At 33.9% G+C, this 14,440-nt stretch carries 16 protein-coding genes and 2 tRNA genes; 15 read left to right on the top strand and 3 right to left on the bottom strand.

Translation table 11 applies throughout. The annotated features are described in order from the left end of the window. The first annotated feature begins 84 nt into the window (after positions 1-84). The 3 genes from IKS50_RS00215 (at position 85) to IKS50_RS00205 (ending at position 602) form a co-directional block, all read left to right on the top strand. Entirely contained in the window at positions 85-285 is a 201-nt protein-coding gene (locus IKS50_RS00215) for a histone family protein (protein ID WP_042691314.1), read from the top strand. 169 nt (positions 286-454) lie between these two features. After that, positions 455-526 (top strand) — tRNA-Val (locus IKS50_RS00210). A 3-nt stretch (positions 527-529) separates the two neighbouring features. After that, positions 530-602, top strand: a tRNA-Phe gene (locus tag IKS50_RS00205). 139 nt (positions 603-741) lie between these two features. Here the strand turns inward: IKS50_RS00205 and deoC are convergent. Next, complete coding sequence (deoC, locus tag IKS50_RS00200) at positions 742-1,473, bottom strand: deoxyribose-phosphate aldolase (protein WP_292843712.1); 732 nt, start codon at positions 1,471-1,473, stop codon at positions 742-744. Between the two features lie 54 nt (positions 1,474-1,527). Beyond that, the gene (locus tag IKS50_RS00195) at positions 1,528-3,192 is read right to left on the bottom strand and encodes a tRNA uridine(34) 5-carboxymethylaminomethyl modification radical SAM/GNAT enzyme Elp3 (RefSeq protein ID WP_292843697.1); all 1,665 of its coding nucleotides are present in this window, start codon (positions 3,190-3,192) and stop codon (positions 1,528-1,530) included. 107 nt (positions 3,193-3,299) lie between these two features. On the opposite strand from IKS50_RS00195, the gene IKS50_RS00190 reads away from it, so the two are divergent. Together IKS50_RS00190 and IKS50_RS00185 are read left to right on the top strand one after the other, a co-directional pair. Beyond that, on the top strand, positions 3,300-3,584 hold the full coding sequence (locus IKS50_RS00190) for a PRC-barrel domain-containing protein (protein ID WP_292843691.1): 285 nt from the start codon (positions 3,300-3,302) through the stop codon (positions 3,582-3,584). A gap of 12 nt (positions 3,585-3,596) precedes the next feature. After that, positions 3,597-3,902: a DUF2098 domain-containing protein gene (locus IKS50_RS00185; protein WP_292843689.1), complete on the top strand. Its 306-nt coding sequence runs from the start codon at positions 3,597-3,599 to the stop codon at positions 3,900-3,902. 11 nt (positions 3,903-3,913) lie between these two features. Here IKS50_RS00185 and IKS50_RS00180 read toward each other — a convergent pair whose 3' ends face one another. Further along, entirely contained in the window at positions 3,914-5,992 is a 2,079-nt protein-coding gene (locus IKS50_RS00180; RefSeq protein ID WP_292843687.1) for a DEAD/DEAH box helicase, read from the bottom strand. Between the two features lie 240 nt (positions 5,993-6,232). On the opposite strand from IKS50_RS00180, the gene IKS50_RS00175 reads away from it, so the two are divergent. From IKS50_RS00175 to asd, 10 genes are all read left to right on the top strand, one after another. Further along, positions 6,233-6,502 carry a thioredoxin family protein gene (locus IKS50_RS00175; RefSeq protein ID WP_292843685.1) on the top strand — a complete coding sequence of 90 codons (270 nt, stop codon included), beginning with the start codon at positions 6,233-6,235 and terminating at the stop codon, positions 6,500-6,502. Between the two features lie 23 nt (positions 6,503-6,525). Then, positions 6,526-7,602 carry a cobalt-precorrin-5B (C(1))-methyltransferase CbiD gene (cbiD, locus tag IKS50_RS00170; protein WP_292843683.1) on the top strand — a complete coding sequence of 359 codons (1,077 nt, stop codon included), beginning with the start codon at positions 6,526-6,528 and terminating at the stop codon, positions 7,600-7,602. A 32-nt stretch (positions 7,603-7,634) separates the two neighbouring features. Next, entirely contained in the window at positions 7,635-8,720 is a 1,086-nt protein-coding gene (locus IKS50_RS00165) for a glycosyltransferase family 4 protein (protein WP_292843680.1), read from the top strand. After that, a complete protein-coding gene (locus IKS50_RS00160) occupies positions 8,717-9,583 on the top strand; it encodes a shikimate kinase (protein ID WP_292843678.1) in 867 nt (288 codons plus the stop codon). Before IKS50_RS00165 ends, IKS50_RS00160 begins: the two co-directional genes overlap by 4 nt. 107 nt (positions 9,584-9,690) lie before the next feature. Further along, positions 9,691-10,020 (top strand): chorismate mutase, encoded by a 330-nt coding sequence (locus tag IKS50_RS00155; RefSeq protein ID WP_292843675.1) that lies wholly within the window; start codon positions 9,691-9,693, stop codon positions 10,018-10,020. Beyond that, positions 10,020-10,217 (top strand): 30S ribosomal protein S17e, encoded by a 198-nt coding sequence (locus tag IKS50_RS00150; RefSeq protein ID WP_292794388.1) that lies wholly within the window; start codon positions 10,020-10,022, stop codon positions 10,215-10,217. The genes IKS50_RS00155 and IKS50_RS00150 overlap by 1 nt, the downstream gene beginning before the upstream one ends. Positions 10,218-10,402: 185 nt before the next feature. Next, a complete protein-coding gene (locus IKS50_RS00145; RefSeq protein WP_292843671.1) occupies positions 10,403-11,623 on the top strand; it encodes an aspartate kinase in 1,221 nt (406 codons plus the stop codon). After that, entirely contained in the window at positions 11,620-12,513 is an 894-nt protein-coding gene (gene dapA, locus IKS50_RS00140) for a 4-hydroxy-tetrahydrodipicolinate synthase (protein ID WP_292843667.1), read from the top strand. Before IKS50_RS00145 ends, dapA begins: the two co-directional genes overlap by 4 nt. Positions 12,514-12,525: 12 nt before the next feature. Then, positions 12,526-13,347: a 4-hydroxy-tetrahydrodipicolinate reductase gene (dapB, locus tag IKS50_RS00135; RefSeq protein WP_292843665.1), complete on the top strand. Its 822-nt coding sequence runs from the start codon at positions 12,526-12,528 to the stop codon at positions 13,345-13,347. 9 nt (positions 13,348-13,356) lie between these two features. Then, on the top strand, positions 13,357-14,406 hold the full coding sequence (gene asd / locus IKS50_RS00130) for an aspartate-semialdehyde dehydrogenase (protein ID WP_292843663.1): 1,050 nt from the start codon (positions 13,357-13,359) through the stop codon (positions 14,404-14,406). Positions 14,407-14,440 lie beyond the last annotated feature (34 nt).

Genomic DNA, 14,440 nt, shown 5'->3' with positions numbered 1-14,440 from the left:
GATAAAATATGGGCGATTTATATCCATTTTTCACCGATACCTTTATATACTATTATTTACTATCATTTAATTGGAGGTGTAATTATGAGTGAATTACCAATCGCACCAGTCGGTCGTATCTTAAAAAATGCTGGCGCACAAAGAATTAGTGATGATGCAAAAATTGCATTAGCTGAAGCATTAGAAGAAAAAGGTGACGAAATCGCACAAAAAGCTGTTAATTTCGCACGCCACGCTGGTAGAAAAACTGTAAAAGCTGAAGATATCAAATTAGCAATCAAATAGATTTACTAATTGTTTATTTTCGCAAAAAAGCTTTGAAAATAAAATCTATTGGCCATTTTCTTGGTCAATTTTTTTTATTTTAATTTAATTTATTTTTTTTTCACTACTTGTTCTATTCAACTAAGAAAACTTTATATATCACTTTAACCTAAGTATAGTATGTTGTATAGGACCGGTGGTCTAGGGGTATGATTCCTCTTTGACGTGGAGGAGATCACGAGTTCGAATCTCGTTCGGTCCATATGCCATGGTAGTTCAGATGGGAGAACGCTAGACTGAAGATCTAGATGTCGCTGGTTCAAGTCCGGCCCATGGCATTCAATTTTTCTCATTTTTTTAATATTAACTTAATTAACTTTTTTTTCTAGAAAATAATTAAAAATAGTGCTTCTAATTTTGATTAAGTGATGATTTAATTGGAGTATTAGATTAAAAAGTGATGGTTTTTTTTTTAATCTAATCTTTTTTTGTTAAAGTAATTGGTTTGGGTTTAACTTGAGTGTTTTCTCTTAATTCTTTGTATGCTTTAACAATTTCATAACCGTTATCACTACCAATTAAATCTGCTCCCCCGGTTAATATTTGGTTTGCAAATTTATATTCATTTATGCCTCCATATATTTCAATTTTAATTTTTGGAGCATATTTCTGGATAATGTTTATATCATTAACATTTTCAAAGATGTGGTTTGGAGTTACGAAACCGGTGGCGGTTTTAACATAGTCAGCTCCCGCTTTTTCGGATACTTTAGCAGCATTTGCCTTTTGATAGTCTTCTAAAATTTTAGTTTCAATGATCACTTTTAAAATTTTATCTCCAACGACTTCTTTGATTTGTTTTATTTCGTTTTCAAGTAAACTATATTTTTCATCTTTTAGGTAACTTAAGTTAATTACTACCTCAATATCGTCTACTCCTTTGTTTATTAATTCTTGGGCTTCTGCAACTTTAGTTTCTGTATCTTCAAAGCCTAGAGGAAATCCTACCACACTTCCAACTTTAATGTTTGTGTCAGCTAAGATTTCTTTAGCTAATGGTACATATGTCGGTGAAATAACTACTGAATTAAAGTTCAATTCCTTTGCTTTTTCGAGAAATTCTCTCATTTCACTTTCAGTAATCATATTATTTAAATTAGTGTAGTTAATAAGACTTGCTAATTCTTTTGAATTTTTTATATTGTACATAATAACACTCTCTCAATTAGTTAGTATATATACGAACATCTTATATAAACATTTTCATATTAATTTTTTCATCATGTATGGTCCGACCTTTTCATAACCGAATTTTCGATAATAATTTCTAGTTCCAATTCCGCTGATAATAGCCACTTCCTCTTTACCTTTATCAATAGCTATATTTTCAGCTTCCCTTAGAAGTTTCTCACCAAATCCGGTATGTTGGCCGATATTAGGATTTTTTCCACCAATTTTAATCATGTTCCCATAGACGTGCAACTCACGAATAAGGGCAGTAGTATCGGTAATTTCATCTCTGAAATGATTTGTGGATGGTAGACGTAATCTTAAAAATCCTGCTATGCTTTCTTCATTTATATCTTCAATTGATAAAAAATGTTCTTCCCCCTCGCATGCAGTATATTTTTCGTTAAACAATTCAAATTCATCTAAAGTATATTCTCTGGATGTCTTTTTATGGCCAATTTCACGGCAACGAATACATTGGCAATTAATATGTTCCTTTTCTAAGTTATTGTAAACAAGTTCTCCAAGGTTAGATTTCTTAACACCCGCTTCAATAAGTGTTGATGGGATGTCTCTTTGAATTCGCATTGTTCTAACCCATTTTGGAAGAATCGCTTTGACTTTAGTGATTAACTCAACAGCTTCGTCGTCACTGTATGGTTCATACTCTCCTTTAGCCCATAAATCATATAGTTCACTTCCTTTTGTTACAAGGCATGGATAAATTTTAAGCATGTCAGGTTTAAAATTATCGTCGCTGAATAATTGTTTAAACATTTTTAAATCTTGGTCCTGATTTGAGAATAAACCAGGCATCATATGCATAGCCACTTTAACAGCTGAGTCTCTTAAAAGTTGATTGGCCTCAATAACATCAGCTATGGTGTGTCCACGTTTGATTTTAGTGTATAATTCATCTGATAAAGTTTGAACACCAAGTTCAACTCTTGTCACTCCAAAATCAAGCATTCTATTGATATGTTCTTTTTTACAGTAATCCGGACGAGTTTCAAAAGTCATTCCAACACATCTCACCTTTGAGCTCTCATTAACACTTTGAACATCGCTGATTAAAACATAATCATTTGGAGGATATGTTTTTAAAACTCCACTTTCAAAAGATCTTATCTCATCATAGTCTAAGTTGTAATCATAGTTGGTTGGTTTATTTTCCATAATTAAACCGAAATCGCACATCGCTTTTAGGCATTGTGAAACAAACCATTCCTGGTAACATAAATCTCTTGAAGGGAAAGTTCCTCCCATTATGATTAACTCAACTTTATCAATAGGATGGCCGATTTTTTTAAGTTGTTTTAAACGGTTAAAACATTGAACATAGGGATGATATTCATACATTCTGCCTCTAAGTGCGGCGGGTTCTTCACCAGTATAGCTTGGAGGAGCAATATCGCTTTCAGGACAATAAAAACATCTTCCATGAGGACATTTGTGTGGATGGCACATTACCGCAACTATTGCAACACCGGACATGGTTCTTGTAGGTTTTTTCTTTAGAATTCCAGAAACAATTTCCTTTTCTTCAGGTTTCGCATATTCTAAAATATCCGCATTACTCATGAACCTAGATAATTTTAAGTCACGACATAATTGTCGTTTTTCGACTTCAAGTTCTTTTCGTGTAGTAATTTTTCCATCAAGAATATCATCAATTATAATTCGACATGCCTTTTCCATTTTATTTTCACCATAATTATAATAGTTAAGTATATAATGGTGTTATTTATATACTTAATGAAATAAAATATAACTGTATATTATTAAACTTTAAAAGGTGAAAAAAAATGCTAATTAAAGAATTCATCGGTTCAACCGTTTTAGATAAAAATGCAAATGTAGTAGGAAAAGTTGACAATGTTGATTTTGACAAAGCAACTGGTAAAATCGAAACAATTACTTTGACTTTACAAAAAAATATCTTCTCTAAAGACGAACTCGAAATCGCTTTTGAAGATATCCAAACTATTGGAGCATACGTTATCTTAAATAAAGAAATTGAAAAAGAAGAAGTTGAAGCTGAAGAAAAAGCTGAAACTGTTGAAGTTGAAATCGAAGACGACACTGAATAGAAAGGTATTAAAATGGTTTTTGATGCAAGAGGATTAGAAATTACTCTTGATTCTCATGTCAGATATGTGGATACAGGAACAATTGGCAAAGTTGTTGATTTAAGAACACATGATGGCATAGATTGGGTAAAACTTGATAAAACCGAATTATGGTATCGTTCTAATTTAGTTGAATTGCTCGATGATAAAGACATTAAAAGATCTTCATTTTATGATAATGATGGAGATAAAGAAGTTGACATTGAAGCAATGAAAGAAAAAGCGGAATCATTAGAAAACATGCAAATGGATTCTAGTGTTGCTGAAGGTGGAGGTTAAATCCCACCTTTTTAATTATTTGTAAATAATTTTATTTTTTCAGCTAATTTAGGACCAATGCCTTCTACTTTTTGTAACTCTTTTTCTGAAACGCCACTCAAATCGTTTCCAAATATTTTAACTAGATTTCTAGCTCTTTTTCTACCTAGTCTTTTAACTCCCACGACTAATGGGATGATATCTTCTTTTACGCCGTAGTATAATCTGGCGGATAATATGTCGAAGTCTTTTAAATTTGAATAGTTTCCTAAGACTGCAGATGTGTCTTTTGCAAATTTGACTAGGCGTGATGTTTCATAAGCTGACCTTCTGGTTGATGCGGAGTAAACATTGTATCTATTTTCGATTTCATATTCGCTTCTCTCATCAATCCATTCCATTAATGACACTGCTGTGGCTTCAGCGTTTCCAATGTCAACGGCAAACAATCCTGCTTCGGATAATTTTTCATGAACAGGATCCTTTGATTTTCTTCCTTTAAATGTGATTAATGGCACATCGGGGGTTTCACATAAAGCGTAAATGAACTCGCCAACATTAATCTCATTGATGCCGGAAATGTATTCTTTAATTTTAACCGCTGTTTCAACGGAATAATTTGACTTGGCTATTAGATTACCGAATTCAGTTGTTTTCAATCCTTCGGGGGTTGCCCTTATGATTCCATTATGAAGCAGGAATTCCAAGGAGTTTTCAAGTTCGTATCTGATACTGTCTGCTGCAAACAGCGCCATTGAAGGATTGTTGTTCATTTGATAACCATAAAATGTTTTTCCAAAAAAGTCGGTCAATTCATCAAGATCCCTTGAAAGCGATGAGGCGATTTGGGCAATTATCTGTTTTAAAATTGCATCCTTGTTGTCAACAAGCTTTGAATTGGTTTTTTCAATTTCGCCTTCAACATAGAATTCCTCCAGGTTTATAGCTTCATCCATTGTTTTGGCTACCAAATAGGAGTATCCCACATCATCGTATTGTGGCCTTCCGGCTCTGCCGGACATTTGCTCATAATCAAAAACAGGAATCTGTTGTGGTCCGTTAGTAGTCCAGCGGGTAGTATCCCTTATTACAACAGTTTTTGAAGGCAAATTGACTCCATACATCAGACTTGGAGTTGCGGTAATCATTAAGATATTGCCGTTTCTGAATTCATCTTCGATGATTTCCTTTTGTTCATTGAAAAGGCCCGCATGGTGAAAGGCAACCCCATGTTCAATGCTTTCAGCTAACTTAAGACATGTGCTTGTTGGAAGGGAATTCTTCCTTTTTGGCACTTCAAGTATTTTATCAGCGACTTCTTTAAAACGTTCCCTTTGCCTTATATTAATTTTTTTATCAATTTTTTTTGAAACATAAGTTGCAAGGCTTTCTGTAAATCGTCGGGTCGATACAAAAGCCAATGCCTGTGATTGGTCATTGATTGACTTTTCCAATATTTTCACAATGACATCATTCTTATTTTTTGTATTGAACATCTCGGCATCCAAAACTTCTTTATGCAGAGGAACCGGTCTGTAATCATGTTCAACGCATGTTCCTTCAAGCCAACCTTCAATTTCCTCGATGTTTCTTAAAGTGGCGGATAATGCAATTATTCTCATGCCGGGATTAATTATTTTTGCCCTGGTTATTGCCGCTTCAAGGGTTGGTCCTCTTGTAAACTCGCCGATCATGTGGAATTCATCAATAATCAATGTATCGACATCTCTCAAAGTGTTCCAGGAAAATCTTGTCAGTGCGTCAAAGGATTCGAAAACCATCACGGACAAATCGGAACTTCCAGGATGTTTGCCGACGCTTATTCCATGTTCTTCAAATGCTTTAAACTCTTTAACTTTTTCATTTTGTATTGAGAGCAGTGGTGCTGCATAAACTGCTTTTCCACCATCAAGTATTGTTTTTAAGGCCGGCAATACTCCCAAAACGGTTTTTCCACTGGCAGTAGGTATGCAAATTATATAATTGGATTTATCTTCAAGGTACCCAGACTCAATCACGGCCTTTTGAGCAGGGTTAAACTCTTCAATGTAGGGATACGCACTGTTGATTATTGTTTTGATATCGTCTCTTAAATTTTCCATTTCAATCATTTAATTTTTATTTTCTTAATATATATTAAATATTTCCAGAGAGCATTTGCTAACTAATATTATATATAGAAATTTTACATTTCCCTTTTACAGTCCACACTGCCCTTGGAGAGGAGCATTGTCACAAACAGGAAATTGACTGGTAAGTTGTTAATTTGAGCAAATTATTTAATAAGCAATAGTTATATATAATTGTATAATAGAAATATTTACGAATAAATTTTTTAGGAGATTATAATCATGGCAATTAAAGTAGAAGTATTTTCAACAAGTACTTGTCCACACTGTCCGGCTGCAATTGATGCTGCTGAAAAAGCAAAAGATAAATTAGGCGATGCAATCGATGTTGAAGCAATAAAAATCGATGACCCTGAACACCCAGAAAACAGACAAAGAGCAATTGATTATCAGATTATGGCAGTTCCTACAATTGTAATTGATGGAGAAGTAACTTTCGTAGGCGCTCCTTCAGAAGATGAATTAATTGATGTACTTGAATCTAAATTATAGATTCTTTCTTTTTTTTATTTACAATGGCTAATGATAATTACACTGGCGTTACAACCGGTACTGTAGCTACTGCTTGTTCTCTAGCAGCTTTGGAGGCAATTTTAGAAACTCCAGATATTGCATGTGTTAAAGTTGAAACTCCCAAAAAGACTTTGGACATTATTATTGATAACTGTAAGAAGATATCTGATGTTAAAGCTTGTGCAGTAGCCCATAAAAATCCTTATAATGATCCGGATGTTACAGTTGATTTGGCAATTATCTCAACAGTGGAATTATTAGATAAAAGCGATGAGGAAGATAATGTTATAATCACAGGCGGAAAAGGTGTTGGTAAAATTACAAAACCGGGACTTCAGATTCCTGTTGGCGATTATGCAATCAATCCAGTTCCTCGCAGCATGATTGTTAAAAACTTAAAAGATAAAATACCTGATGGAAAAATCGCTAAAGTCACTATTTCTATTCCTGAAGGCGAAATAATAGCTAAAAAAACAATGAATCCTAAATTGGGCATTGTTGGGGGAATATCAGTTTTGGGAACAACCGGCATTGCAAGATCCATGTCTAGTGAAGCTTATAAAAATTCCATTGTTACACAAATAGATGTTGCATTGGCTTCAAATGTTGGAGATTTAGTTTTTGTTCCTGGCAATATTGGTGAAAAATTAGCACTAAAAAACCTAAATGTCACTAAAGAACAGATTATCCAAACAGGCAATTATGTGGGGTTCATGTTTGAAGAAGCTGAAAAAAGAGGGATAACTGAATTTACCTTCTTTGGGCATATAGGTAAATTGATAAAGGTTGCAGGCGGTATTTTCAATACTAAACATGCTATTGCCGATGGCCGGCGTGAAATAATGGTTACTCATGCAGCATTGTGTGGAGCAAAACAAGTTGACCTTCAAAGGTTATTCGAATCAAAAACTACTGATGATATGATGAGCATATTGAACGAACTAAATATCTCAGTTGAAGTTTCAAACAGTATTGCTCAAGCAATTAAAGAAAGATGCAAGCAACGTTTTGATTTAGATTTAAATGTTATCCTAGTAGATATGGAAGGTAGATATTTAAACGATAATTTTATTATATAATAATATATTAGTGAAATTAGGGGTTTTATTTTATGAAAATAGCTATGGTTGGTCAGTTTCCACCTCATGTCGGGGGAGTGGGAGTTCATATACATACCTTATCTAAAAAATTAGTTGAGATGGGTCATGAAGTTTATGTAATAACCTATCCTCACAAGGAGATTAAGGACATTGACGGAATTCATGTTATTGGAACAAAAGGATTAAATGTTCCGGGCGTTAGGGGATTAATGTTTAAAAAAAATGCTAAAAAAGCATTAGAAACACTTATCGAGAAAGAAGATATTGATATTATTCATGGCCATTATTTATTCCCTGCAGGAGCCGCCGCTGTTGAAGTGGGCAAAAAACACAATATTAAAACTTATGTAACAGCACATGGTTCCGACATGTTTGAATTATATAAAACCCAACCGTTAATGCGTTCGACAATTAGAAATGTATTAAGAGATGCTGATGGTGTTTTTGCTGTTAGTAACGCATTAAGACATGAGATTATAGCAACAGGAGTTGTGGGCATTGCCGGCAAAACAAAAATTTCATGGAACTCCGTTGATATAAATAGATTCACAAATCACCCAAACGATTCATTTAGAAAAGAATTTAAGCTTGATGACAAACCGATAGTTCTTTTTGTAGGCAATTTAATTAAAAGGAAAAATGTTGATTCCCTATTGGAAGCTAAAAAAATCTCAAATAGTGATTATTATTTGGTAATTGTTGGTGAAGGACCTTTATTTAAAAAATTAAAGAAAAAAGTGGATGAAGATAATATTCATGATGTAATATTCACCGGCGCAAGGGAGGATGTTGAAAATATCATTCCAAGCTGTGATGTTTTAATCTTGCCTTCATTTTCTGAAAGTTTTGGTTTAGTATTAATTGAGGCTTTAGCCTGTGGCAAACCAGTTATTGGAAGTGATGTTGGCGGAATTACTGAAATAATTACTAAAGATGTCGGACTATTAATTAACCCTAAAGATGTTGTATCAATCGCTAGAGCTACTGATAGAATTCTTAAGGATGATGAGTTAAGATTAATTTTTTCCATGAATGCAAGAAACAGGGCTTTAGATTTTGCAGTCGTAGATATTCCTTATGATGAGGTTAAACAATGAAAAAGATTGTAAGATCTCCAGGTTCTGCAACAATAATCAATGCGATTGCTACTGGTTTCGGTTCTGCATTCGGTATTGGATTAGATATAGAATGTGAAGCCAGAACAATTTCCGATTCAATTAAATGTGCAAACGATGTTGGAGCAGATACTAAATTAATGGAATTATGTGTTCAAAAAGTTTTTAATCATTATGATATTGATAGTCTAGATTTTGGAATTGACTTGAAAACAAAATCCAGTCTGCCTATGGCATCCGGTCTTTCAAGCAGTAGTGCTTCATCTAATGCAATTGTTAAGGTTACTTCTGAGATTATTGCGGAGGAATTTAATTTAAAACCATTATCTGATTTAGAAGTGGTTAATATGGCAATCGATGCATCACTGGATGCGGGAGTTACAATAACAGGTTCCTTTGATGATGCAACCGCTTCTTATTTTGGAGGGGTTGTTGTTACTGATAATAAAAATAGGGAATTTATCATAAAAGAAAAGATGGATGATTATTATATTTTAGTTTACATGCCCGATTTCCATTCAAAATCCGGAGATTCAAATGTTGAGCGAATGAAAGTGTTGGCTCCATTGGTTGAAACTGCATATGATTTTGCATGCAGAAAGCAATACTTCAAAGCTTTAAATCTTAATGGACTGATTTATTCTTCAGCATTAGGTTTCAATACTGCAATATCTATTGATGCTTTGCAGGCAGGTGCCTTAGCTTCAGGTTTATCAGGAACCGGTTCATCTTTTGTAGCTGTTGTTGATGATAATTCTATTGATGATGTTAGTGAATCATGGATGAAATATGAAGGACAAGTAATTAAGACAAAAACAGATAATGATGGCTGCCGATTGTTATAAAAAACTTGTCTACAGATTTTTAAAATTTAGCTCAATAATTTAAATGAAACATATAGTTTATATACTAGGATAATAATAAATTATATTATTATCAATTTGGTGGTTTTTTGAAAAGTAACGATAGACTAAAATCTTTTGAAAATAAGGAAGAAGCCGAAATACTTCTCAAAGAATCTCGAAAACGTATTGATGAAATTGATAATGCGTTATTTGATTTAATTTCTGAAAGAACTTCTCTTGCAAGAGATATTGCATCTTCAAAACATTATCTGGATATTCCGATTTATGATAAAAGTAGAGAAGATGCGATTCACGAAAAAATCGAGAGGATGGCTAAGGAAAATAATCTTGATGTTGATATTATTGATCAAATCGTAAATATGTTGACTATCTTAAGTAAAAATGTACAAGAACAAATTTATAAGGAGGAATTTTAATGGGCAATATTAGAACTTCATTTGTTAAACGTTTAGCAAAAGAACTAATCGAAACTCACAAAGGTGTTTTCACTACTGATTTTGAAGAAAATAAAAAATTAGTACAAGAATACTCAACTGTTAGTACTAAACATTTAAGAAATAAAATTGCAGGATATGTAACAAGGCTTGTAAGGTTAGAACAAACCCAAAAATAAGCTTTTTTCATATTTTCTACTCTTTTTTTATTAACTCTTTTTTTATATTTCAAATTTTTAACTTGTTTTATACATATTTATAATTAAAGTTTATTAATATGGTTAGATAAAAATAGATATGTATATTTTGTTTAATTAATATCTTAACAAAATAAGATAAGATTTTTAAGAAATAGGTGAACTTAATGGATTTGGTAGTAGTAAAATTTGGTGGAACATCGGTAGGGAATGGTTCCAGAATTAAAAAAGCGGCGCAATCTGTCGTGAATGAGTATATGAAAGGTAGTCAGGTGGTAGTTGTTGTTTCTGCCGTGAATAAGACTACTGATGATCTCATTGGATTATCTGATGAGGCTATTGGTGAAAGCTTAACAGATAAACAGAAGGCAGGAATTATGGCTATGGGGGAATTAACTAGCGCTAGATTATTCTCCGCAACTATTGAATCTTTAGGTGTTAAGTCAGAGTTTATTGATCCTTATAATGAATTATGGCCAATTAAAACTGATTCTAATTATTTAGAGGCAAAGATTGATTTTAATACAACTAAGCAAAAGACTGAAGGACTTATGCAACTTGTAAATCAAGGAGTAATTCCGGTTGTTTGCGGATTTTTAGGTCAAGGTGATAATGGAGAAATCACAACTCTCGGTAGAGGGGGAAGTGATGTAACAGCATTTTTAATTGGACATTGTTTAGATGCAAATGAAGTCATTATTGTTACAGATGTAGACGGAGTAATGTCTACTGATCCTAATAAAATTGAAAGTGCGGAATTGTTAGAGGAAATCTCCGTTGAAGAAATGAGAGATTTAGCTACTCATGGAGCGCAAGTTTTACATCCGCATGCTTTAAGATATAAAGATCCATTAATAACTGCAAAAATTATTAATTTTGCTCATGGGGATTTATCCTCAAAAGGCACACGTATTGTTGGACCATATGAAGGTGATATGATGAAATGCGTAACAAAGTACAAGAACCCTATTTCTCTTATAGCTATTGTCGGCGATGCTATGGTTAAAACATCCGGATTGATGGCTAGTATAACTGGAAAACTTGCTGAGGACGACATAAATATATTTGGTATTTCAGCAGGTCAAAATTCAATAACTGTATTTGTCGAAAAGGCAGATTCTAATAATGCTTATCATGCATTACATAAAGTTGTGGTAGAAACTGATGCATTAAGTTCTCTATCTTTAGGAAGAGACACTGCAATGATTACATTTGTAAATCCTGATATTATTGACACTCCGGGAATAATTTCAGAAATTACAGAACCACTCAAAAAACATGAAATCAATATAGTCGAAATTATTTCATCACAAACTGCAATTGTACTATTTGTCAATTGGGAAGATGGTGATAAAGCACGCGAATTAATCAATGAGGTTTTAGAATGAATTTTGAAGGAACATATGTTGCAATGGTAACTCCATTCACACAAGATAAAGAGATTGATGAAGAAGGATTTAGATCAAATATTAATTATTTAATTGAAAAAGGAGTAACAGGTTTAGTTGGTGCAGGAACTACTGGAGAATCAGCTACCGTTTCTCATGAAGAACATCAAAGGATAATTGATATATTAATCGATGAAGTAGATGGTAGAGTTGAAACTATCGCAGGTACTGGAAGTAATGCTACTTCAGAAGCACTCTCCTTAACTAAATATGCATATGACGCAGGAGCAGATGCTGCATTATTAATTACTCCATATTACAATAAACCACAACAGCATGGTTTAATTGACCATTACACAACTATTGCTGAGACTGTTGACATTCCGCTCATATTATACAATGTACCATCTCGTACAGGGCTCAATATGGATGTTGAAACTATTGTTGAATTGGCAAAAGTTGATGGTATTGATGCGGTCAAAGAAGCTAGTGGAAGTGTTGATAAAGTATCAGACATTTACAGGGCACTTACTCACGAAGGTCTTGAAGATGATTTTAATATTCTTTCAGGTGAAGATTCATTAACTTTGCCTCTTATGGCAGTTGGTGCAACTGGTGTTATTTCAGCTTCTGCAAATATTGATGCAAAAAGAATGGTCTTAATGGTTGACAGTATTTTAAATGATGATTATACAAGAGCAATGGAACTTCACTATGAAATGGTCGAATTAATCAGAGCATTGTTCATTGAAACTAACCCTGTTCCTGTTAAAACTGCAATGGACCTTATGGGATTGCCGGCAGGACCTTTAAGACAACCTTTAGCACCAATGAAAGAAGAAAATCTTGAAGTTCTCAAAAAAGCATTAAAAGATTCTGAATTAATTTAAGTTGGTAATAAAATGATTAGAGTAGCAGTAACTGGAGCTGCAGGAAGAATGGGCTCCGGTATTATTAGAAAAATTACAGAACAAGATGATATGGAAGTTGTTGCAGCTATTGAAATGCCTAATACTCCTCTTGCGGGAAGGGATGCAGGTATTCAGGCTGGAACTGAAGAACTTGGTGTTGAGATTACCGGGTCTGAAAATTTAGAGGAAACCTTAAAGGCAGCTCAACCTGATGTATTAGTTGATTTCACAATTGCTCATGCAGCCGTTGAAACAATTAAAACAGCAACTTCTTGTGGAGTAGGTGTTGTTGTTGGAACTACTGGATTCAGCGATGAACAAATGGAATCCAATATTAAAAATGTTAAGGATAACAATGTTCCAGCAGTCATTTCTTCAAACATGGCCATTGGAGTAAATGTATTCTTCAATACTTTAAAGAAGTTAGCTCCATTATTATATGATTTTGATATTGAAATTATTGAAGCTCACCACAATCAGAAAAAGGATGCTCCATCCGGAACCGCTATGACTGCATTTGAAGTTATAGCTAATGAATTAAATCGCGACCCTGAAGAGGTAGGAGTTTATGGAAGACAAGGTTTGGTTGGAAAAAGGACTCCTGAAGAAATTGGTGTTCACGCGATTCGTGGTGGAGACATTGTCGGAGACCACACCGTAATGTTTGTTGGTGATGGTGAAAGAATAGAGCTCAAACACCAAGCACATACAAGAGAAGTATTTATTGCTGGTGTAATTAGGGCCATTAGATACATTCCAAATGCTGAAACTGGTGTTGTCAGCAGTATGAATGATGTTTTAGGATTAGAATAGGTGTTAAATATGGTTAATGTAGGAGTACTTGGCGCAACTGGGATGGTTGGCCAAAGATTTATTCAATTACTTGAAAATCACCCGGATTTTGAAGTTACAGCTTTAGCCGCTTCTTCTAGATCTGCTGGTAAAAGATATGAGGATGCTACAACTTGGTATATGAACAATGAGATGCCAGAGTCTGTAAAAGACATTGAAGTTATCGAAACTGATCCTAAGGCAATGGATGATGATGTAGATATTGTATTTTCATCTCTTCCTGCTGATTTCGCACTCACTGTTGAAAAAGAATTTGCAAAAGATTATGTTGTTGCAAGTAACGCTAGTGCGCATAGGATGAAAAAAAATATACCATTAGTAATTCCAGAAGTCAATCCTGAGTGTTTAGACATGATAGATGCTCAACAAAAGGAAAATAACTGGGACGGATTCATTGTAACTAATCCAAACTGTTCAACAATTGCTTTAGCTTTAACATTAAAACCTATTGTTGATAATTTTGATGTAAAATCAGTTAGAGTTTCAACCATGCAAGCAGTATCTGGTGCAGGTTATAATGGGGTTCCATCTATGGCTATTGTCGATAATCTTGTTCCTTACATTGGTGGGGAAGAAGAAAAAATGGAAAGTGAATCACTCTATCTGCTCGGTTCATTTGATGGGACTGATGTAGTTAATGCAGATTTCAAATTAAGTGCGTCCTGTCATAGGGTACCTGTAATTGATGGTCATACTGAAGCAGTATTTATTGAGTTGGCTGATGACTTTGACATTGCTGATGTAAGTGACAAAATGTCAAACTTCAAAGGTTTGCCACAAGAACTTAATTTATTCTCCGCTCCTGAAAATCCAGTTATTGTCAAAGAAGAATCTGACAGACCACAACCAAGAATGGACAGAAATGCGGGCAATGGTATGGCAGTTACTGTTGGTAGACTTAGAAAAGATACAGTATTTGATAATAGTTTTAAATATGTTTTAGTTGGCCACAATACTATTCGTGGAGCAGCAGGAGCATCTATTCTCAATGCTGAATTAATTAATGATAAAATACTCTAATTTTATCAATTTATTTTTTCTATTTTTTCTATTT

Origin of the sequence: Methanobrevibacter sp. (assembly GCF_017539065.1) — an archaeon.
GTDB lineage: Archaea > Methanobacteriota > Methanobacteria > Methanobacteriales > Methanobacteriaceae > Methanocatella.
This window is presented reverse-complemented; position numbering and strand designations above follow the sequence as displayed.

What these genes read in the sequence shown, in the direction of transcription:
- asd (WP_292843663.1), top strand. Translation starts at nt 13,357, where the DNA reads ATGGTTAATGTAGGAGTACTTGGCGCAACTGGGATGGTTGGCCAAAGA.
- IKS50_RS00160 (WP_292843678.1), top strand. Translation starts at nt 8,717, where the DNA reads ATGAAAAAGATTGTAAGATCTCCAGGTTCTGCAACAATAATCAATGCG.
- dapA (WP_292843667.1), top strand. Translation starts at nt 11,620, where the DNA reads ATGAATTTTGAAGGAACATATGTTGCAATGGTAACTCCATTCACACAA.
- IKS50_RS00215 (WP_042691314.1), top strand. Translation starts at nt 85, where the DNA reads ATGAGTGAATTACCAATCGCACCAGTCGGTCGTATCTTAAAAAATGCT.
- IKS50_RS00190 (WP_292843691.1), top strand. Translation starts at nt 3,300, where the DNA reads ATGCTAATTAAAGAATTCATCGGTTCAACCGTTTTAGATAAAAATGCA.
- cbiD (WP_292843683.1), top strand. Translation starts at nt 6,526, where the DNA reads ATGGCTAATGATAATTACACTGGCGTTACAACCGGTACTGTAGCTACT.
- IKS50_RS00150 (WP_292794388.1), top strand. Translation starts at nt 10,020, where the DNA reads ATGGGCAATATTAGAACTTCATTTGTTAAACGTTTAGCAAAAGAACTA.
- IKS50_RS00145 (WP_292843671.1), top strand. Translation starts at nt 10,403, where the DNA reads ATGGATTTGGTAGTAGTAAAATTTGGTGGAACATCGGTAGGGAATGGT.
- IKS50_RS00195 (WP_292843697.1), bottom strand. Translation starts at nt 3,192, where the DNA reads ATGGAAAAGGCATGTCGAATTATAATTGATGATATTCTTGATGGAAAA.
- IKS50_RS00185 (WP_292843689.1), top strand. Translation starts at nt 3,597, where the DNA reads ATGGTTTTTGATGCAAGAGGATTAGAAATTACTCTTGATTCTCATGTC.
- dapB (WP_292843665.1), top strand. Translation starts at nt 12,526, where the DNA reads ATGATTAGAGTAGCAGTAACTGGAGCTGCAGGAAGAATGGGCTCCGGT.
- IKS50_RS00175 (WP_292843685.1), top strand. Translation starts at nt 6,233, where the DNA reads ATGGCAATTAAAGTAGAAGTATTTTCAACAAGTACTTGTCCACACTGT.
- IKS50_RS00165 (WP_292843680.1), top strand. Translation starts at nt 7,635, where the DNA reads ATGAAAATAGCTATGGTTGGTCAGTTTCCACCTCATGTCGGGGGAGTG.
- deoC (WP_292843712.1), bottom strand. Translation starts at nt 1,473, where the DNA reads ATGTACAATATAAAAAATTCAAAAGAATTAGCAAGTCTTATTAACTAC.
- IKS50_RS00180 (WP_292843687.1), bottom strand. Translation starts at nt 5,992, where the DNA reads ATGATTGAAATGGAAAATTTAAGAGACGATATCAAAACAATAATCAAC.